Consider the following 20,546-nt stretch of genomic DNA (forward strand, 5'->3'; position numbering starts at 1 on the left):
TTTACCCAGCAGAGAGGGGGAAACCCGGAGTGCTCAGACTCCAATATTCTGAGACAAATCTGTAAAAGAATGTGACAGTCCTGCGAACAAGTGCCCGGAGAGACACCGAAAGTGTGACTTGCGAGGCCCTGACTCAAAACAGGACAGGAGCGTCCTGGATTGAGACACCCCGCTCAGCGGGCCCGGCCCACGAGCGCGAGGAGCTGGGCGCCATAGCGCTGCACCAGCTTGGGGCCCACGCCCGGGATGGACATGAGCGTCTCGTTGTCCGCGGGGCGCGTGGCGGCGAGAGCCCCCAGCACGCGATCCGTGAGGATGCGGAAGGCGGGGATGCGCCGCCGCTTGGCCTCGCCCAGGCGCCACGCCTTGAGCGCCTCGACCAGCGCGGGGGAAGGCATGGGCTCGAAGGCGCCCGGCCCGGAGCGCCCGCCCCGCCCACGCCGCACGCCTACGTCATCCTCGTCCCACTCGGTGGTGAGCTCGGAAGAAGGCTCGGAAGAGGGCTTCGGGGTGCGCTCCCACGCGGAGGCACGCCGTGGCTTCTCCGAGCGCTTCGTCGCCGCCTGGGTGCGGCGGACGCGGCGCTTCTTGGGAGCCTTGGCCTGAGGCGCGGGCGCTGCTGGGAGCATCACCACATCCGGCGCGAGCACACGGGTGCGCTGGCCATCGGGGGTGAGCGTCAGCCGCTGGAAGGTGATGCGCTGGCCGTCCTTCTCGAAGGCGTCCTCGCTCAGCCGGGCCAGCCCGGCGCGCACGAGCCCTCCCACGAGCCGCTCGAACTCCCGGCGCGGCAGGGACTCACCAAAGAGCTCGCGGTGCAGGCGGCCCGTGGCCTGTCCATCCCGCTCGTGCAGCGCGTCCAGGATGCGCCCGAGCGACTGAAGCTCACCCTCACCGGGCTCGGCGAAGCGCAAGGTGACGCACGTCTCAGGGGCGCACACGTCACACAGCCCACAGGCCCTGCCCGAGTCCTGCACATCACCGAAATGCTCCACCAGGTGCCGCATCCGGCAGCCCGAGGCCTCCGCGTACCGGCCCATCTGCTCCAGGTGGAGCAGCTTGCGCTCACGCTGGGCCCCATAGGGGGTGGCCCAGCCAGGCCGTCCCCGGTGGACCTGCTCATCTGGCGTCATCACCAGGCCACCGTGGATCCACAGTTGCTCGACGGCCTTGTCGAAGACCTCGGGCTCCATGCGGACCCGGGCCTGGAGCGCCTCCTTGGGCTCCAGCTGCTCGCGAGCGGCGCGGTAGAGGCCTTCGAGGACGCGGGGCTCGGGGTAGTCGCGTTGGTGGAAGAACTCGTGGGTGCGACGATCCACATAGGAGTGGAGCAGCACGGCGCGGGACAGCTTGCCATCCCGCCCCGCGCGTCCCAGCTCCTGGTAGTAGCCCTCGAGGCTCGAGGGCAGCGCGGCATGGAGCACGGTGCGCACGTCCGCCTTGTCGATGCCCATGCCGAACGCGGTGGTGGCGACGATGACCTTCACGCGGCCCTCGAGGAACGCGGCCTGGACGCGGTCTCGCTCCGCGGGCTGCATGCCCGCGTGGTACACGGCGGTGGGAAAGTCCGAGCTCAGCACCTCCGCGAACTGCTCGGCGTGCTTGCGCGTGGAGGCGTAGACGATGGCCGGGCGCCGCTCCGGTTCGGAGAGCACGTCACGGATGGCCTCGCCGCGCTGGCTCGGGGTGAGCTCGCGCACCTCGAGGGCGATGTTGGTGCGGCGGAAGCCGTGGATGAAGGTGCGCGCCGCGCCACCTCGAACGCCCTTCAGCCCGAGCTGCTGGACGATGTCCTTCTGCACGTCCGGCGTCGCCGTGGCGGTGAGGGCCACCACGGGGGCGGGGCGCAGCAGGGGCAGCCGCGCGCCGAGCAACCGGTAGTCGGGGCGGAAGTCATGCCCCCACTGGGAGATGCAGTGAGCCTCGTCGATGGCGATGAGCGCGGGCGGGCGGCGGGCCAGCAGCTCCACGAAGCCGGGCACGCCGAGCCGCTCGGGCGCAATGAAGAGAAAGTCCAGGTGGCCCTCGAGGTAGTCCGCGCACACCTGCCGGGAGGTGGCCCTGTCCCGCCCCGAGTGGATGCGCTCCGCCGCGAACCCGAGCGACTGGAGCCGCGTCACCTGGTCCTCCATGAGCGCGATGAGCGGGCTCACCACGAGCGTCGTCCCCGCGCGCGCCAGGCCCGGCAACTGGTAGCACAGCGACTTGCCCGCTCCGGTGGGCATCACCAGCAGCAGGTCCTCCCCCATCGTGGCGGCCCGGCAGACATCCTCTTGATAGGGCCGGAAGTCTTCGAAGCCGAACGCCTCCTTGAGAAGCTTGCGGAGCTCACCGGGCGGCGTAGGGGCCCGAGGCACACGGCGAGGCCGGCCCGTCGCCGCCGCGGGTGCCGCCTCTGAACGCGCCCGAGAGGGAGACGCGGCACTCCTCTCGGGAGCCTCTCGCGAAGGCACCTCACCGGGTGCCACGGAAGCGGGCCGGGGAACCGGGGGCGGCCTCGGCGGCGAGCCCATGGGCACCTTGCCCACCACCTCGATGACATAGGCCTCGATGCTGCGCAGGAAGTCGGCGAGGTCGCCGCGCCCGCGCTCGATGCGCTGGAGCCACGCCTCCCACTGCCCCGTCATCGCGGGCGACTTCACATCCGGATGAACGACCTCGATGAGCCGGATGCCCTTCTCCGTCGCCTCCAGCGACTTGCCCCGGCGGTGCAGGTATTCGCGCTCCAGCAGCACCTCGATGATGGCGGCGCGCGTGGCCGGAGTGCCCAGCCCGGTCTCCTTCATCGCATCCGCCAGCTCCTTCTCATCCAGCGCCTTGCCCGCCGTCTCCATCGCCGTGAGCAGCGAGGCGTCCGTGAGGCGCGGTGGCGGCCGCGTGCGCTTCTTCACCGCCTCCACGTCCTCCACCTTCTGCGGCTGCCCCTGCTTCAGCCCGGCAGGCAGATCCTGCGAGTCCTCCTCCTCCTTGCCCTCGCCCTCCTCCTTGTCCTTCGCGTCCTTGGCGGTGCGCTCCTTGGGAGGCTTCACCCCGCCCACGTCCAGCACCTTCCACCCCGCGCGCACCACCTGGGTGCCCGAGCTGTGGAACCGGTCCACCCGCGCCGCTCCACCGGCCGGCCCCTGCGAGCTCACCGCGGTGATGACGGTGGTGACGGACCAGAGGTGGTCCTCGTGCCAGGCCGACAGCAGCCGGCGGCACACCAGCTCGTAGATGCGCCGCTCGTCCTGAGACAGCTGCACCCCGTCCGGCGAGGTGGGCGTGGGGACGATGGCGTGGTGGTCCGTCACCTTCGAGTCATCCACGAAGCGCCGTCCCAGGGGCCGCTCCCCCGTGCCGGCCGCCAGCAGCGGCTCGTAGGGCCTGCGGATGGCTCGCACCACGTCCGGCAGCGTGGCCGCCACCTCCGCCGACAGGTGCCGGCTCGAGGTGCGCGGGTAGCTCAGCAGCTTGTGCTTCTCGTACAGCGCCTGGGCCAGCTCCAGCGTCCGCTGCGCGCTGTATCCATAGAGCCGGTTCGCGTGCCGCTGCAGCTCCGTCAAGTCATACAGGAGCGGCGGCGCCATCTTCTTCGTCTCGGAGGTGAGCGATTCAATGGATGCGCGGCCCGTCTTCACCCGCGCCATCACCTCGCCCGCCTCCACGCCGTCCGCCGCCAGCCGCCGGGCCTCGCGCACGCCCTCGCCCAGCTTGGCGCCCGTCTTCGGATCCACGTCGCGGAACCACGTGCCCCGGTACCGAGTCTCGTGCGGCATCCCCGCCGCCTGCGGCGCGAAGGTGGCCACCACCTCCAGGTAGTCTTCGGGGACGAAGTGGCGGATGGCCAGCTCGCGCTCCACCACCATGGCCAGCGTGGGCGTCTGCACCCGCCCCACCGACAGCATGTCCCCGCCCGCCAGCGTGTAGAGCCGCGACAGGTTCATCCCCACCAGCCAGTCCGCCCGGCTGCGTCCCTTGGCCGCGTCCGACAGCGCGTCGTACGCACTGCCGTCCTTCAACTGCCGGAAGCCCTCGCGGATGGCGCTCTCCGTCAGCGACGACACCCACAGCCGCTTCACCGGCTTGCGGCACCCTGCCGCCTCATAGATGTAACGGAAGATGAGCTCGCCCTCGCGGCCCGCGTCCGTGGCGCACACCACCGCAGCCACCTCGGGCGCGTTCATCACCTCGCGCACCACGGAGAACTGGGAGCGCGTGCCGTCGGCCACCATCAGCGGCCACTCGCGCGGCAGCATGGGCAGCTGCTCGCGGCTCCAGCGCTTCCACTCGGGACGAATCTCGTGCGGCTGGGCCAGCCCCACCAGGTGGCCAATGGCCCACGTCACCACATAGCCATTGCCCCGGAACCAGCCCTCCCCGCGCTGCGAGGCACCCAGCGCCCGGGCAATGTCCCGCGCCACGGCCGGCTTCTCCGCCACCACGGCCAGCACGGACGCACCCCTCCTCGGAGTGGCCTCCCGGCCCCCCTCACGCCCCACCTCCTGGGTCCTCTCGCTGTCGAGCCCTGCGCCCATCGCATCCCACCTCATACCAGCCCCTCCTACGTCAACCCTCCCCGCCCCGATGCGCTCGGGCTCCCTCGGCACATTCTTCCTTATTATGCGGGGCCGACATCGGGCCCTCCTCTCTCACCCCACCTGGGGAGGCAGCTTGCCCTGCCTCCGGGGAGACTACCCCTCACCTCCCGTGAAGTTCTCCTCCTCCGTGCTTGCGCCTCACCTCCTGGGAGGGGTGGCCTTGCCAGCCCGTGGCGTCCTCACGCAAGTGTTTGGCGTTGGCCCGGAAACCTCGCACGGGTGTTTTGTCCATCATGCACTTCGGCTGCTGCCAGGGGCTATCGAGTCCGGACAGCGGGGGGGAGCTCCGCAGAGAGGCAGTGCCCCAAGGCCCGTTCACCGGAGAGTCCAGCATGCAGTCGCATTGGCAGCACCGTTCAAGTCGGAGGGACGTTGTTCCCGGGGGAGAGACCCGAACGGTCCTGCGGTGGGAGTTTGGTGCGAGCGCGCAGAAGCCCCTGCGCCTGAACCGCCCCTCCTCGGCGACCCGCTCCCTGGGCTCGGGCCTGGGCCCCTCGCCGTCCCACCTCGTCGCGCTGGCGCGGGCGAAGCGCCGGCAGCGGGAGGTGCTGGAGACGGCGGGACTGACGGCCTCTCTGAACGAAACGGTGGAGGGGGAGACTCGCCTCGCCTCGCTGTGGCCGGCCCGGGAGCCCTTCTCAGGCTCCGTGCTGCGCCCCGGGGCCCGCCGGGTCTTCACCCTCCACCCGCCTTGTCCGCCAAGGCTGCGGAGCTGAACGCCACCGTCCGGGTGGCCCTTTGTGAAGTGGGAGGATGAGGGGGTGCCAAGGACCCCGTCATCCCTGGGCGTGGAGGGAAGGTCCCTGCTGCCGGGCAGGGCCCTTCAAGTGGGAGATTCTGAAGCGGGGCTGCTCACCGGGAGGGGGGAGCGGCCCTGAGTCTGGATCGGCGAGGGGGGTGCCTCGACAGAGGCATCCCCCTTGGCTTTTTCAGGGGGTCCGCTGGTGCCACGCGGCGAGCACCTCGCGCTCGCGCTCCGGCGGGAGGCCCGCCCGCATCGGCTTCTGCTGGCGCTCGGGCGGCTCGGAGCGGAACCAGGCCAGCGTGTCGCGCGCGGTGTCCACGGGGGACCGGAACGTCGCCCCGAGCTTCAGCGCCCGGGCGTTGCTGACGCGGCCCACGCCCTTGTCCTCGCCCGAGCGCGGAATCCACACGGGCATCTGCGTCCAGGGGCTCACCTTCTGTTGCTCCACCAGCCACTCGGCGTCCACCCAGGTGAAGCGCGCGTCTCCGCCCGTGCCCGTCTTGCAGGCCTCCAGCAGCTCGCGCATGGTGAGCGTCTCCGCGGGGCCGGTGGCGTTGAAGGTGCCCACGTCCCGGCGCTCCACCACACCGAGGATGAAGGCGGCCAAGTCGCGCACATCGATGAACTGCACCGGATCCGCGCCGTCTCCCGGAGCGAGCACCTCGCCGCCCCGGGCCACGCGCACGGGCCAATAGGTGAAGCGGTCCGTCTGGTCGCCGGGGCCGACGATGAGGCCTGGTCGGACGGTGGTGACGCGGCCGGGCATGGCGGCCTCGGCGGCCTTCTCGCTCAGGGCCTTGAGGGCGCCGTAGTGCTGGGAGACATCCTCCGTCTTCTCGTCCTCCACGGTGGCCACTGGCGAGTCCTCGTCGATGCCGTACTCGCTCATGTCCTTGTAGACGGAGATGGTGGACACGAAGATGTAGTGTCCCACGTTGGGGGCGAGCAGCTCGGCGCTGGCCTTCACGATGCGCGGCACATAGCCGGACGTATCAATGACGGCGTCCCACTGGCGGCCCTCGAGCGCCTTCAGGTCACCGTCGCGGTCACCGTGGAGCTTCTCCACGTCCGGGAAGAGCTCGGGGCGCGTCTTGCCCCGGTTGAACAGCGTCAGCGTGTGGCCACGAGGCCGGGCCAGCTCCACCAGCGCGGGCCCGAGAAACCCGGTGCCCCCGAGGATGAGAATCTTCTTCTTGGCCACCCCCCGGGGCACACCGCCCTCCTTCGAGGAAGCACACCCCATGGCCCCGAGCACCCCGAGCGCGGCCGCACCTTGCATCAACCCTCTGCGAGACACCGTCATCGCTGCGTTCCCTCCCTGTGAAGATGAAGCCCTCAGCGAGCCGGGGCGTCGCCCGGAGCGGAGGCCAGCGCGGGCACCTCCTGGGCGCGCGTGCGAATCCGGGCGTGGCGGGACAGGTAGAGGGAGACGGCCAGCCACAGGCCGGCCACGGGCGCGGTGGCCAGCAGCACGCCGGCCACGCCGAACCCCAGCACCTTGAGCCCATCCTCCGTCCAGGCCGCCAGCGCATCTCCCCCCCGGTACACCATGGTGTCGATGAAGCTCTTGGCCTTGTACCGCTCCTCGCGGCTCACCGTGGTGTAGAGCAGCTCTCGCGAGGGCCGCTCCAGCGCGTAGTGCGTGGCCCCGCGCAGCGAGCGCACGCCGATGAGCAGCCACACCGAGGGCATCGCCGCCAGCCCCAGGAATCCCACCGCGGTGAGCACTGGGGTGACGGCCAACGCCACCCCCAGCCCCAACCGCTCCAGCAAGCGCGCGGTGACGAGCGACTGCAGCACCAGCGTGAGGACCTGGACCCACAGCTCGATGTTGGCGAACTTCGCGACGCGCTCGGCCTCATCCAGCGTCTTCGCGTCCACCAGGTTCACCTGGAGCAGGTACAAGAAGGTGCTGGTGACGCTGTAGAAGACCACCTGCAGGCCCAGCGCGAGCAGAAAAGGCGAGGTGGCCAGCAGCTTCAGCCCCGCGAGGATGCCACCGCCCACTGGGCCCTCCACCGAGGGAGGCGGGTGCTGCACGTCATGCGCCCAGCGCGCCAGCTGCTGCACACAGCGCGCGCTGCACTCCAGCAGCACGGCGGTGATGAAGATGAGGTGGATGTGCCCCAGCGGAACGGAGAGGTTGCGCGCCAGCAACAGTCCGGCAATCACGCCCGCCGTGCCTCCGCCCGCGATGAGGCCATAGAGGCGCTTGCCCTGCTCGCTGGCGAACAGGTCCGCCATGAAGCTCCAGAACACGGAGACGACGAACAGGTTGTAGACGCTGAGCCAGACGTAGAACACCCGGGCCACGGCCTGGGGCTCCACCTCCAGCTTGAACAGCACGAAGAAGCCCAGGAGGTTGAGCAGGAAGAAGCGGTAGATGAAGGGAATGACGCGCTTGCGAGGCCAGCGCGCCACCAGCGCCGAGTACGCCGGCACCGCCACCATCATCACCGCGAAGGTGGCGGTAAACATCCACTGCCACTTCAGGCCCTTCACCCCGCCGGCGGTCCCCATCGCGTCGCGCAGCGGCTTGAGGACGAAGTAGCCGCACATCAACGTGAAGAAGTAGAGGAAGGACCAGAGCAGGGCCCCCACCTCTTCCTCTCGCACGTCCACGAATCGCTTGAGCCAGGGTGAAGGTCGCACGCGCGCCTCCCCAACGTCCCCCCAGAACCGCTATTCCCGAGTTCGAGGTGAGTCGCTCAGGCCCCACCCTGCACGGACCGGAGCACCGCCTCCACCCGGGGCAGCGCCTCCTGGATTTCCTCCAGGGAGACGGCGCCCACCGAGAGCCGGAACCAGCCCGTGTCATCCTTCAGCCCGAAGGCCTGGAAGGGCACCACCGCGAAGCTGGCCTTCTCCAAGAGCCGCTTGCGAATCTCATCGTTGGTCTTCAGCCCCGCCTTCCCCACCAGGTCAAACTGCACCGAGAGGTAGATGGCGCCCTGCGGAGAAATCGCGCGCACCGGCAGCCCCGCCGCGCGCATCTTCTCGAAGCCCTGGTAGAGCGCCTCCAGCCGCTCCTCCACCCGGTGCTTCATCGTCTTCATGAAGCGGGCGGTGCCCTCCACGTCCTCCAGCGCGCGCGCCACGGCGATCTGCTCGGCCTTGGGCGCCCACGCGCCCACGTGGCCGATGACGTCCCGCATGCGAGAGATGATGGCCGGCGGGCCCACGCCCCAGCCCACGCGCACCCCCGTGGCCGCGAAGGACTTGGAGATGCCATCCACGAACACCGTGTAGTGCGCCATCTCCGGCACCAGCTCCACCGGCGTCACGTGCTTGGACTGGCCCGCGCTCAGCGTCCAATAAATCTGGTCGTACATCAGGATGAGCGGCGCCTGCCCGCGCGCCTTGCGGCCCTGGTTCTCCGCGACGATGCGCTCGCAGATGGCCTTGAGCGCCTCGGGGCTGATCATCGTCCCGGTAGGGTTGAGCGGGCTGCAGAGGCATAGCAGCCGGGCGCTCGGAAACAGCGGGGCAAGTTGCTCCACCGTGGGCATGAAGCCCTGGTCCGCCAACGTCACCACTTCCGTGCTCTTGGCCCCCATCATGTGGGCGTAGTGGTTGTTGTTCCACGAAGGCACCGGGTAGATGACGGTGTCACCCTCGTTCAGCACCGTGCGGTAGGTGCCATAGATGATGGGCCGCGCGCCGCCGGCGATGACGATGCCCTCCAGCGGGTACTTCAGGCCCAGGGAGCGCTCGTAGAAGCGCTGCACGCTCTGGCGCAAGTCCAGCACGCCGTCCGAGGGCGGATAGTTCGTCTCGCCCGCCTGCAGCGCCCGGGCGATGCCCTCGCCGAGCGCGGTGGGGATGGGGAACTCGCGAGGGCTGAAGTCGCCCACGGTGAGGTTGCACACCTTGCGGCCCTGCGCGGTCAGCTCGCGGATCTCCGCGGCAATGCGGAGGATCTCGCTGCCGACGAGGCCACGCGCCATCGTGCCAACGAAGGTGTCGTCCCGCTTGGGAAGAAGGGTCGTGAGATCAATTGCCATGAGGTCGCTCCAGTGGGCGCCCGGGAAGGGCGCACAGCCACGGGCCGGCGGACCATACACGCCACGCGGCGTCCATGGATCGCCCATCCCCTCACGGCGGCGCTGATCTATTTATATGGAGTAGAACCCGGTGCCATCCGCACGGGCGGTGACGCGCTGCGGCTCGACAGGGAGGGGCACCGGCGTCGGGAAGGAGCGGGGCGCTGTCATGCCCAGGGCGTTCCACGTCTTGGGGCCTACCACGCCGTCGGCCTCCAGGCCCTTGGCGCGCTGGAAGGCCATCACCGTGCGCTCCGTCTTGGGGCCGAACTGGCCGTCCTTGCTGCCCGGGTCGAAGCCGTGCGTGGCCAGCATCTTCTGGAGCACCAGCACGGAGGGATCACACACCCCGCGCTTGAGGATGGGCCGCAGCCCCGTGCCCCGGCGCGTGTCCAGCGCCGCCCACGTTCGCGAGTTCGCGATGCCGTCCACCTCGAGGCCCCGCGCACGCTGGAAGGCCATCACCGCGCACTTGGTGCTGGAACCGAAGGCGCCATCCACTTCGCCCGTGAAGACGCCCGCCGCCTGGAGCTGCCGCTGGAGGTACTCGACCTCAGGGCCGCACATCCCCTGCCGGAGCACGGGGAAGGACTCTTCTGCGTTGGACGACCAGGGGGGCAGCATGGAGGGCATCAAAAAACTCCAGGCACTGGATTCAACAGCAGGGGGGCGCCTTATCGAGGATCCACGCGCGAGATGCCAGCCCCCCTAGGGGCGAAAGTGCGCACTTTGTACCCCAAAGCACACCTTTTGTCAGGAACTATCTCGACGTGTCGCATCGGGCCGCCAGGAATTCCCGAAAGGTCCTTCTGCGCTGGAACGAAGCGCGGCTCTCATGCGAGAGGAGAGCGCCCGCGGCGCGGCCCGGGCTCCCAGGAGGGGACCGATGATGCAGACCCTGCGGTTGAATCGGTGGATGAAGTCCCTGTGGCTCGTGGGCTGTCTGAGCGTGGTGGGGTGCACGAAGAAGGACGAGCCCGCGGCGACTCCGCCCGAACCCGTGGTGCAGGCCCCGTCCGCGCCCACCGAGGCCCCGCCTCCTCCGCCCTCGCAGCCGGCTCCCTCCGTGCCCGCGGATGCTGCTGCTCCTCCGGCTCAGGACTCGGCACAGCCTCCGGCCCCGGCCCCGGCCCCAGCGCAGGGCGCGGGCGTGCCCGAGGATCCGAAGAACCGCGAGTGGACCGCGGGGGCGGTGAAGTTGAAGCGGCCGGAGGTGCAGATGGTGACGCTGCGCTCGGTGCGCGCGGCACGCAACGAGGGCTTCGACCGCGTGGTGTTCGAGTTCGATGGGGCGCAGGTGCCCGGCTACCAGCTGGAGTACGTGAACAAGCCCATCGTGAAGTGCGGCTCGGGGAACGAGACGGAGGTCGCGGGCCAGGGCTGGCTCCAGGTGACGCTCACGCCCGCGCAGGCCCACGAGGGCGGCACGGCCACCATCAACGAGCGCGAGCGCAAGTCCGCCCTGCCCGTCATCCAGGAGCTGGAGATGACGTGTGACTTCGAGGGCGAGGTGACGTGGGTGCTCGGCAACGCGCACCCCAACAAGTACCGCGTCATGGAGCTGCGCGACCCCACCCGCCTCGTGGTGGACGTGCAGCACTGAGGGCCCGGCTCATGGCCGGCGCAGGCCACCCGCCACACGCTCCAGCTCGGAGATGAGCTCGCGGTGGCGGGTGCGCACGGGTTCTCCCTGGGCGCGCAGGGCCAGGGCCAGCGCGAGCGGGAGGTTGAGCGCGGCGTCGCGCGACAGCTTCTCGCGGTAGGCCAGCGGGTAGTCCGCGGGGGCGCGCAGGGTCCAGTTCTCCTCGTTGACGGTGCCGGGCGCGTTGTAGACGTCGAACAGCCCGAACAGGTCCGAGAAGAAGATCATCACGTTGCGCGCCCGCGAGGCGAAGAGGTCCGCGAACTTCGCCTGCACGAGCAGCCCTGGTTCCTCCGCGAGCCTCCGCGCGAAGTCCTCCCGGCCCTCGGGCTCCGGATGCAGGCGCCACGCGAGGTAGTCCGCCTGGGCGCGGTCCGTTCCCTTCTCGCGCCACTGGGTGGCCACGCGCCACAAGGGCGGAGTGTCGTGGGTGCCCACCATCACCCAGTCCTCCGGGGCCGCGTTCTCGCTCCGGTAGACATCCGCCGGATCCGTCAGGTTGGCCTTCTGGGTGACGCGGAAGCGTCCCAGCCCGTACTGCGCCAGCACGCGCTGCAGCGGGTAGGGCTGCGTGCTGAGCACCTCGGCCAGCAAGTCGGACAGCTCGCGGCCGTGTCGGCGTGACGAGGTGACGATGGTGTCAAAGAGGATGCTGTACTGGCGCACCTGCTCCGGCGTGAGCGAGCGCACCCACCCATCCGCGTACCGGGGCACCGAGCGGTCGAGCTGCTCCGGCGTGGGGATGGCGTAGCGGGCCAGCTCCGGATGGTCTGGCAAGTCCGGCGAGTCAAAGAGCCGCGCACCCGTCTGCACGGCGCGCAGCGGGTCGGGCGCTCCGGAGCGGTAGACCCACGGGCACACGAACCCGTGCGGGTGATCGATGCGCAGCCCGTCGTACTCCCCGAGCATCTTGTCCATGCGCGCGTCCATGAAGCGCAGCACGGGGCCGGGCTTGCGGGCGGCGGAGAGGCCCTCGCGGGGCTCGAAGAAGCGGGTAGGGTCCAGCACCGGGTAGTTCCACGGCTGGCCCTCGGGGTTGGTGCGGCTGGGCGGCGCTCCCATCAGGTACGTGCGCAGGAAGAGGCCCTGCCAGGACCAGGCATCCTCCAGCGAGAAGCCAATCTGGAGATCTCCGTAGAGCTTGAGCCCCCAAGCTGAGGCCCGCGCCCGCAGCTCCTGATGTGCGGAGTGCACCAGGAACTGGTGGAAGGCATAGCGTTCGACGAACTCCGCATGCCGGGCGAGCACCTCTCTGCAGCGCGCCTCGCACGCCCCTTCTTCACCGGGCAGTGGAGCGAGCAGCCGCGCATCGAGCGCTGAGGCGCCCTGCCCTGACCATCGGCGCCAGTCCCGCTGCCCGTGCTCGACGCAGAGGGCCTCGAAGAGCGCATCGCGCAGCAGCCAGTCGGCGTGCTCCTTCTTGAAGGTGTCGAAGCGCTGCGCCAGGTCGCGCAGCAGGGGCCGTGCGTCAGCGCGGGTGCGCTCACCTTGGAAGCGGCTCCAGGCTTCGTCGAGCGCGACGCGCTGGGCGCGGAAGGCATAGCGGTAGCGCTCTCCGGGTCCTGTGCCCAGCGGCCGAGAGTCCACGATGGAGGCCAACCGCTCCGCGCTCAGCAGCGCGCCGCCCTCCTCACTCACGAGCCATGCGAGCGGGACATTGAGGACATTGCGCGAGAAGAGCGTCGAGTCGTAGGGCGAGGCATTGGACTCGGAGGTCTGCCCCTGGGGCCCGAGCTGGATGCCGGTGAAGCCCAGCTCGCGGATGAACTCCAGGAAGCGCGCGGCGCCTCGGGTGTACGGCGAGCCTCGGCCCGTGTCCTCGATGGGCTCACTGGGGAAGCTCGGATCGTGGATGCCGAGCACCAGGTTGCGCACATCCAGCGCCACCAACGCCTCAGCGACGAGTCTCCGGTGCTCCTCGGGGATCAGTCCCATTCCGCATCTGGATTCTCACAGAACCCTGCCCCCCGTCACCCCCCTTGTCAGGATGGCACACGCACTCCGAAGAGCCTTCGGTCTCGTGTCCTGAAGCCATGGAACCTGACCTCCGGTTTGATGTCTGATGCGCCGACGCCGCATCCGCCGGAGTGGGCATGAACCGAAAGTGGGTCGTCGCGCTGGGAGTCGTAGGGCTCGTGCTCGCTGTCGCCTGGGTCTGGCGCAGCAAGTTGGACGCTCAGGATGCGTCTCCGCCTCGGGAAGCTACCGCCCCACGGCAAGACACCGCGTCCGCTACAGGGGGCACGAAGCGGCCCGCCACCGGAGACACGGCTCAAGTGGGGGCGCAGGGCTCCGGCCCGAGTGCTGCTTCGGAAGGAGCGACGCCCCCCGTCGATGAGCCCATGCGTGCGGAGGAAGGCTCCCTGCGCGTCGAGGTCGCCGCCCCCACAGGGCCACAGCCCGGAGCCCGCGTGGCGCTCTATCTCCGAGGCCCGTACGAGCCCGCCACCGGCCAGCCCTCGTGGCGGCTGGCGGGGAGCGGCCGGACCGACGAACAGGGCGTGGTGGTGCTCCCCGCGCGTCCGGGGCGCTACCTCGTCTCTGCCCGAGCCGAAGGCCTTGCCACCGCGAGAGCGGACGTCACCCGGCCTCGCGGAGAGGCCACCACCTCCGTCCGGCTCCTGCTCACCGCGGGCGCCACCTTGGAGGGCAGCACCGTGGAGAGAACCTCCGGCAGCCCGGTGCCGCTCGCGGAGCTCACGCTCGTTCCTCGCGCCTCGTCCCTCGAAGGCCGCGCCTCGGCTCCCGAGGAGGAGCGTCACCTTGCCTCCAGCGACGCGCGCGGAAACTTCCGCATCGTGGGACTCGAACCCGGCGAGTACCAGCTGGAGGCCCGCGCCCCGGGTCACGCGACCAAGCGGCTGTCGCGGGTGCACGTTCCCTCCTCGGGTGTCTCGGTTGAGTTGGAGGCCTCTGCCTTCATCGAAGGCTTCGTCGAGCTGCCCGATGGCAAGCCTGCCGCACACGCCCGTGTGAGCGCCTTTGGTGCGGACGAGGCCGCCTCGACCGAGACGGGCTCGGGGGGTGGGTTCTCGCTCGACGTGCCACCCGGGAGCTATCAGGTCACCGCCCGGCAGGGAGACAAGACGGGCTCGGCCCACTCCCGGGTCGTGGTCGGCGCGGGGATGACCCTCAAGGACGTGCGCATCCGGCTCGGGTCCGCCACGGCCATCGCGGGCGTGGTGCGCCAGAAGGACTCGGGTGCGCCCATCGCCGACGCGGCGATCTCCGTCATCCCAAGCGGAGACCGGGGAGACCTCGCTCGCGCCACCGCCGACGCCGGAGGACAGTTCGAGGTGGGAGGGCTCGCTCCGGGTGCCTATGACGTCTCGGTGCAGGCTCCGGGCTTCAAGACGCTGCGCCGCACCGGTGTCACGGTGCTGGAAGACCAGCGCTTCGAGCTGATCGCCGAGCTGATCGCCAACGGCCGCATCGTGGGCACGGTGGTGGACAGCGCGAAGAAGCCCCTCGCGGGCGTGCAAATCATCCCCCAGCGGCGGTGGAGCGCGATGGAGGGCGTGACCGCCACCGTGACGGATGCGACAGGCAGCTTCGCTCTCGAGGATCTCCCGCCCGGAGACGTCTACGTCGCGGCGCGCCGCCCTGACAGTGACGAGCACACCCGCGTTCCCGCCAAGGTCGAGGCCGGGAAGACCACCCAGGTCCAGCTCCAGCTCTCCGACGAGGGTGTGCTGGAAGGGACCGTCCGCCTCGCGGATGGCCGCGTCCCGACGAAGCCAGTCTCGGTCTACGCCCACCGGGTCGGAGCCCCCGCCTTCGAGGGCACGGAGGTACCCGCCACCGCAGCGGGCACGTTCTCGCTGCGCCTCGGAGCAGGCAAGTATCAGCTCAGCGCGTGGCTGGCGGACTCGCGCTGGGTGAACGAGCAGGAGAAGGCCGTCACCGTCAAGGCGGGCCAGACCCAGCGCGTCGAACTCGAGGTGCGCGAGGGCAAGAAGCCCGTTCAGATCACCGTGCTCGAGCCCAACGGAGCGCCCAGCGTCCGGGCCACGGTCATGGGCAGCGAGGCGGGCAAGTCGAACATCATTCTCGAGGACCTGACAGACGAGGCTGGACGCACGCTCTTCATGGCGGACTCGATGGGCTCGGATGCGCTGCACCTCTGGGCGACGAACGGCGGGCGCAGTGGAGATCTGCCCCGAGTCGCCGTGGCGAGCGGCAGCGCGACGATCCAGCTCATTCCGGGTGGGCGGCTGAGCGGCTCGGTGCGGTCGGCGGGAGGACGGCCCGTCACAGGGTTCGAGCTCGTCATCTCGCCCATCCGCACCGGCGAGGACTACTTCATGCAGCAGCGCTTCGAGTTCACCGGGGACACGTTCGTGGTGGAAGACCTGACGCCAGGCCGGACCGCCATCACGGCCACGCTGCCGGACGGCCGCGCGGGAAAGGTGGAGACCCCCCTCACCTCCGGAGGGACAGTCCAGGCCGACATCGTCGTGGACGCGGGCGGAAGCATCACCGGCCGCTTGATCGACGCGAAGACGGGAGAGCCGATCGCGCAGGCTTTTGTCGAAGTCGATGGGCTCGTCTCGCCCAACACCGGTCCGGATGGACGGTTCAAGGTGAATGACCTCGCGCCAGGGCCGCACCGCATCACCGCATGGGAGCGGCAGCACGACATCGTGGACAAGCAGGTGACGCTCGGCGCCGGGAAGACGGTGGACCTGGGTGACTGGCGCATGGGCCCACCGCGCGTGGAACCCGGGCGACTGGGGCTCACGTTCGGCATGAACGGCGATGACGTCGTCATCAGCTGGATCACCGTGGGTGCGGAGACCGGTGAGCTCCAGGTGGGTGACACGGTGACGGCCATTGATGGGGCCACGGTGCTCACCTCGGGCGAGGCCCGGCAGCGTGAGCTGGGGGCTCCCGGCAGTCCGGTGACGCTGTCGATCCGCCGGGATGGCCAGTCCCGGACGCTCACCCTCACGCGTGCCCGCTGACAGCCGGACAGAGGCGGACCCGCTCAGTAGTCCTGACGGGTCTGAGGCATCGGGCGCGGCTCTCCTCCGCCTCCATGCACCGGGCCGGGCGTGCCACCTCCGAGCCACCGGCGGAACTTCCCGAGCAGCCAGCTCCGCGCGTCCGCCAGGATTTCGTACACGGTGGGGATGACCAGCAGCGTGAGCAGCGTGGAGGTGATGACGCCGCCGATGACGGCCCGGCCCAGGGGAGCGCGGAAGTCAGCGCCCTCGCCCCGCCCGAGCGCCACCGGCACCATGCCGGCGATCAGCGCGAACGTCGTCATGATGATGGGCCGCAGACGGATGCGCCCGGCCTCAATGAGTGAGTCTCGAAGCGACAGCCCGCGCCGCTCGTGGGTCCACTTGGCGAAGTCGATGAGCAGGATGGCGTTCTTCGTCACGATGCCCATCAGCAGGATGACGCCAATCAGGCTCATGATGTTCAGCGTGTCCCCGGTGAGGAGCAGCGCCAGCACCACGCCGATGAGCGACAGCGGCAGCGACACCAGGATGGCCAGCGGATCCAGGAACGAGCCGAACTGCACCACGAGGATGAGGTACATCAGCAGCACCGCGATGATGAGCGCGGTGAGCACATTGCTGAAGACCTCGGCTTGGTCCGCCGCCTCGCCGCCCTCCGAGAGCGCGTAGCCCGCGGGCAGCGGCACCTTTGCCAGCCGCGCCTGGGCATCCTTGAGCACCTCCGAGAGCGAGCGCCCCTGGACGTTCGCCTGGATGTTGATGACCTTTTCGCGGTTGAGGTGGTTGATCTGCGTGGGGCCGAAGGTCTCGCGGATCTCCGCCACCTGCCCCAGCGGCACCACCACCGGCGGGCGTCCTGGCGCTCCCGGGAGCGCCAGCGGGAGCCGCGCCAAGTCACTCGGGCTCCGGCGGGCCTCGGGCGCCAAGCGCACCATCACATCCCGCGTCTCTCCGGTGGGATCCACCCAGTCGCCCGAGTCCAGCCCCGCGAACGCGGGCCGCAGCGACTGGGCCACCTGCCCCACCGTCACGCCGAGCTGACCCGCCAGCCCGCGCCGCAGCTCCACCTCCAGCTCCGGCTTCTGTCCCCGGCTGGAGAGCCCCACGTCCACCGCGCCGGGCACCTGCTCCAGCTCGCGCCGGAGCTTCTCGGCCAGCTCGCTCAGCATGCGCGCATCCGGCCCGCGCAGCTCGAGCTGGATGGCCTTGAACGCGCCGCCAAAGCCACTGGTGAAGACGGACGCCTGAGCCCCCGCCACCCGGCTCAGCTCCTGGCGCAACGTGTAGCCCAGCGCGTCCGCGCTCACCTGACGCTCATTCTTGGGCTTGAGCCGCACGTACATGAGCGCCTGATCCACGCCCGGCGAGCGCAGCGGCAACGGCGTGCCGATGGTGGCATACGTATAGACCACCTCCGGGTGCGAGGCCGCGATACGGGCCACCTCTTCCACCTTGCGCCGGGTGTACTCGAGGTTCGAGCTGGGCGACGTCTCGACGAAGACCTCCATCTCGCTGTTGTCGCTCATGGGGACGAAGCCCGCGCCGCCGAACATCCCCTGCAGCACGAGCGCGCCCACGAACGAGCCCACCGCGAGCAGCACCATGGCCAGCCGGTGGTCCAGCGCCCAGGCGATGACACGCTTGTAGTGGTCCGCCTGCCGGTCGAACCATTGGTTGAAGCGTGAGAGCGTCCGGGAGATGGGGCCCTTCCGCGCTCCCTTCTCCACCTGGGGATCCGCCCAGTAGGCGGAGAGCATCGGGTCCAGCGAGAAGCTCACGAAGAGCGACACCAGCACCGCGCACGCGATCGTCAATGCGAACGGTTTGAACCACTGTCCCGTCACCCCGTACATGAAGGCGATGGGCACGAACACCGCCACGATGGAGAACGTGGTGGCCGCCACCGCGAGGCCAATCTCATTCGTGCCCTGGCGGGACGCCGCCATGTGGTCCTTCCCCATCTCGATGTGGCGCACGATGTTCTCGCGCACCACGATGGCGTCGTCGATCAGGATGCCGATGGCCAGCGACAGGCCCAGCAGCGACATGGTGTTGAGCGTGAAGCCGAACGCCCACACGCTGATGAAGGACGCCAGCACGCTCACCGGCAGCGCCAGGCCGGTAATCACCGTCGAGCGCCACGAGTTGAGGAAGACGAACACCACCAGCACCGTGAGCAAGGCGCCCTCCAGGAGCGCCTCCTCGACGTCGGCCACCGAGTCGGCCATGCGCATGCCCGCGTCGCGGACGATCTCCAGCCGCACGCTCTCGGGGAGCTTGGGCTGGAGCGTCTTCAAGCGCTCGCGGAGCTGCTGCGCCACGTCCGTGGTGCTGTAGCCCTTGGCCTTCAGCACGTCGATGCCTACGGCCTGCTTGCCGTTGAAGAGGGCCAGCGTGCGCGGCTCCTCCGTCCCATCCTTCACCTCCGCCACCTGCCCCAGGCGGATGGCCTGTCCTCCTCGCTCGGCGATGACGACGTCGGTGAAGTCTTCGGGCGTCTCCAGCCGGCCCTTGAGGCGGATGCTCTGCTCCTCCAGCGCCCCGGTGATGCGGCCCACGGGCGCCGCCAGGTTCTGCGCCTTCAGCGCCTGCACCACCTCCGCCACGCTCAGCCCCGCGGCCTGGAGCGCCCCGGGCTTCAGCTCCACCGTCAGCTCGCGCTCGATGCCGCCCACCATCGTCACCTGCGCCACGCCTGGCACCGCGCGCAGCTCCCGTATCACCGTTGGGTCCGCGATGCGCGACAGCGTCGCCGCTGGCAGCGTGTCCGAGGAGAGCATCAGCGAGAGGATGGGCAGGTCCGACGGGTCGAACCGCGTGAGGATGGGCTCCTCCATCTCCTGCGGGAGATCCGCTCGCCTGCCGGAGATGGCGTCGCGGATGTCCTGCGAGGCCTGCTGGATGTCTGTCTCGAAGCTGAAGACCACCGCGAAGTGGGCCAGCCCGTCCGAAGCCGCGGAGGTCGTCCTGCTGCCATCCACTCCGCTGATGCTGAAGATGGCGTCCTCGACGGGCTCGATGATCTCCCGCTCCACCACATCCGGGGAGGCGCCCGGGTAGACGATGGTGACGCCGACGACGGGCGGCTTCACGTCGGGGAACTCGTCCGTCTTCAGGTTGACGAGCGCGACGAGCCCGAAGACGACCAGCGCCATCATGCACGTGATGGTGACGATGGGGCGCTTGATGGCGAAGTCGGAGATGAACACGGCGTCTCCTTGCGGAAGGGCGTGAGGGTGCGTGTCAGCGGGGCGTCGGGGAGCTCGGGCCCAGCCCTGGCTGACGCGGGGCCTGTGTCACCTGCACGCGCGTGCCCTCGGCCAGCTCCCTCGCCGAGCCCACCACCACCACGTCTCCCGCTTGGAGTCCGGAGCGCACCTCGATCTGCTGGGCCACGTCATCCCGGAGGCCCAGGTCCACCGAGGCCCGCTCCAGCTTGCCGTCGCGCACCCGCATCACCGAGGGCGGCGTGGTGCGCGCATCCACCGCCGCCAGCGGCACGGCCAGCGCCTCCCGCGACTCGGATGCCACGCGCCCTTGCGCGAACAGCCCCACCAGGAGCGACTGCTCCACGTTGGGAATCGTCACGTAGATGCGCACCTGCCCGGTGGCCGGGTCCACCGCCGGGTTGATGCGCTCGATCTTCCCGGAGAAGGTCTGCTCCGCGTCGCCCTGCAGACGGAAGTCCACCGGAGTGCCCGCCTTGAGCCTCCCCCCGTACTCCGCGGGCATGAAGGCGTTCAGCTCCAGGCTCCGGGGATCCACCACGGTGACGAGCGAAGAGCCGGGCTGCACCACGTCGCCAGCGTTCACCTGGCGCTCGCTCACCACGCCGTCGAAAGGCGCCACGATGCGCGTGCGGCCCACCTGCTCGCGGGCCAGCGCCAGCCGGGACTGGGCCTCGGAGAGCTGGGCCTGCGCCTGGTGCCGAGTGAGCTGCGCGCGCTCGAAATCCCGCTGGGTGATGACACCCGCCTGGGTGAGCTTCGCGGTGCGCTCCTCCTCGGCCTCGGCGACGCGCACCGTGTTCTCGGCGACCCGCACCGCGGAGCGTGCCGCGATGAGCTGGTCCTGAAAGGCCACGTCGTCGATGCGCGCCAACAAGGCCCCTCGCTTCACGGGCTGGCCCTGATCCGCGTTCACCTCCAGCACGGGGCCCGCCACCTCCGCGCGCAAGGTGGCCGCCTGCCGCGCCTGCAGCGAGCCGGAGATGACCGGGCCGCTCTGCAATGTTCGCGGCTCGATGCGGATCACATTCTCCGGACCCAGTGTGATCGGAGCGGGCTCCGCCTCCATGGGAGCCGCGTCCCCCTTCTGCCCGTTACAGCCGGCAAGGCCGAGCAGCGCCAGGGATCCCAGCACGGCCCCTGCCCGCCTGCTCGCCCCCACCCACCGCCCTATCCCACTTCTGATGGCCTCTGGCATCACCGGTGACCCCCGTCGCCGGCCACTTCACGGCGCGTAGGAGAGTCAGACCTCCTGATGCAAGGTGCCAGTGGGATCAGACCTCAGGCCCGGCGCCTGCTGGCCTGTGGACGGAGCAAAATGGAACAGCCCCCGAGCCATGCAGGC

At 69.9% G+C, this 20,546-nt stretch carries 10 protein-coding genes; 2 read left to right on the forward strand and 8 right to left on the reverse strand.

Annotated features, from left to right (window positions below; all coding sequences use genetic code 11):
* Window positions 1–173: 173 nt before the first annotated feature.
* The 5 genes from DB31_RS15820 to DB31_RS15845 form a co-directional block, all read right to left on the reverse strand.
* Window positions 174–4,529: a DNA topoisomerase 3 gene (locus tag DB31_RS15820; protein WP_044188344.1), complete on the reverse strand. Its 4,356-nt coding sequence runs from the start codon at window positions 4,527–4,529 to the stop codon at window positions 174–176.
* Window positions 4,530–5,506: 977 nt separating this feature from the next.
* Window positions 5,507–6,625, reverse strand: coding sequence for an SDR family oxidoreductase (locus DB31_RS15830; protein WP_044188348.1), 1,119 nt, complete (start codon window positions 6,623–6,625; stop codon window positions 5,507–5,509).
* Window positions 6,626–6,657: 32 nt separating this feature from the next.
* Window positions 6,658–7,974: an NTP/NDP exchange transporter gene (locus tag DB31_RS15835; RefSeq protein ID WP_044188350.1), complete on the reverse strand. Its 1,317-nt coding sequence runs from the start codon at window positions 7,972–7,974 to the stop codon at window positions 6,658–6,660.
* Between the two features lie 56 nt (window positions 7,975–8,030).
* On the reverse strand, window positions 8,031–9,326 hold the full coding sequence (locus tag DB31_RS15840; protein WP_044189796.1) for a pyridoxal phosphate-dependent aminotransferase: 1,296 nt from the start codon (window positions 9,324–9,326) through the stop codon (window positions 8,031–8,033).
* 111 nt (window positions 9,327–9,437) lie between these two features.
* Window positions 9,438–9,998: a peptidoglycan-binding domain-containing protein gene (locus DB31_RS15845; protein ID WP_052419996.1), complete on the reverse strand. Its 561-nt coding sequence runs from the start codon at window positions 9,996–9,998 to the stop codon at window positions 9,438–9,440.
* A 253-nt stretch (window positions 9,999–10,251) separates the two neighbouring features.
* Here DB31_RS15845 and DB31_RS15850 point away from each other — a divergent pair, with 253 nt between their 5' ends.
* Window positions 10,252–10,968, forward strand: coding sequence for an AMIN-like domain-containing (lipo)protein (locus DB31_RS15850; protein WP_044188353.1), 717 nt, complete (start codon window positions 10,252–10,254; stop codon window positions 10,966–10,968).
* A 9-nt stretch (window positions 10,969–10,977) separates the two neighbouring features.
* Here DB31_RS15850 and DB31_RS15855 read toward each other — a convergent pair whose 3' ends face one another.
* A complete protein-coding gene (locus tag DB31_RS15855; protein WP_205628520.1) occupies window positions 10,978–12,942 on the reverse strand; it encodes a 4-alpha-glucanotransferase in 1,965 nt (654 codons plus the stop codon).
* A 158-nt stretch (window positions 12,943–13,100) separates the two neighbouring features.
* Here DB31_RS15855 and DB31_RS15860 point away from each other — a divergent pair, with 158 nt between their 5' ends.
* Entirely contained in the window at window positions 13,101–15,971 is a 2,871-nt protein-coding gene (locus DB31_RS15860; protein WP_044188355.1) for a carboxypeptidase regulatory-like domain-containing protein, read from the forward strand.
* A 23-nt stretch (window positions 15,972–15,994) separates the two neighbouring features.
* On the opposite strand, the gene DB31_RS15865 is transcribed toward DB31_RS15860, so the two are convergent.
* Both DB31_RS15865 and DB31_RS15870 read right to left on the reverse strand, forming a co-directional pair.
* Entirely contained in the window at window positions 15,995–19,183 is a 3,189-nt protein-coding gene (locus tag DB31_RS15865) for an efflux RND transporter permease subunit (protein ID WP_044188358.1), read from the reverse strand.
* A 34-nt stretch (window positions 19,184–19,217) separates the two neighbouring features.
* Window positions 19,218–20,336 carry an efflux RND transporter periplasmic adaptor subunit gene (locus tag DB31_RS15870; RefSeq protein WP_240486723.1) on the reverse strand — a complete coding sequence of 373 codons (1,119 nt, stop codon included), beginning with the start codon at window positions 20,334–20,336 and terminating at the stop codon, window positions 19,218–19,220.
* Between the last annotated feature and the right edge of the window lie 210 nt (window positions 20,337–20,546).

The organism is Hyalangium minutum (genome assembly GCF_000737315.1).
GTDB lineage: Bacteria > Myxococcota > Myxococcia > Myxococcales > Myxococcaceae > Hyalangium > Hyalangium minutum.

Excerpts from the sequence above, each read along its gene's own strand:
- DB31_RS15860 (WP_044188355.1), top strand. The coding sequence starts at position 13,101 with ATGAACCGAAAGTGGGTCGTCGCGCTGGGAGTCGTAGGGCTCGTGCTC.
- DB31_RS15845 (WP_052419996.1), bottom strand. The coding sequence starts at position 9,998 with ATGCCCTCCATGCTGCCCCCCTGGTCGTCCAACGCAGAAGAGTCCTTC.
- DB31_RS15820 (WP_044188344.1), bottom strand. The coding sequence starts at position 4,529 with ATGAGGTGGGATGCGATGGGCGCAGGGCTCGACAGCGAGAGGACCCAG.
- DB31_RS15830 (WP_044188348.1), bottom strand. The coding sequence starts at position 6,625 with ATGACGGTGTCTCGCAGAGGGTTGATGCAAGGTGCGGCCGCGCTCGGG.
- DB31_RS15855 (WP_205628520.1), bottom strand. The coding sequence starts at position 12,942 with ATGGGACTGATCCCCGAGGAGCACCGGAGACTCGTCGCTGAGGCGTTG.
- DB31_RS15850 (WP_044188353.1), top strand. The coding sequence starts at position 10,252 with ATGATGCAGACCCTGCGGTTGAATCGGTGGATGAAGTCCCTGTGGCTC.
- DB31_RS15840 (WP_044189796.1), bottom strand. The coding sequence starts at position 9,326 with ATGGCAATTGATCTCACGACCCTTCTTCCCAAGCGGGACGACACCTTC.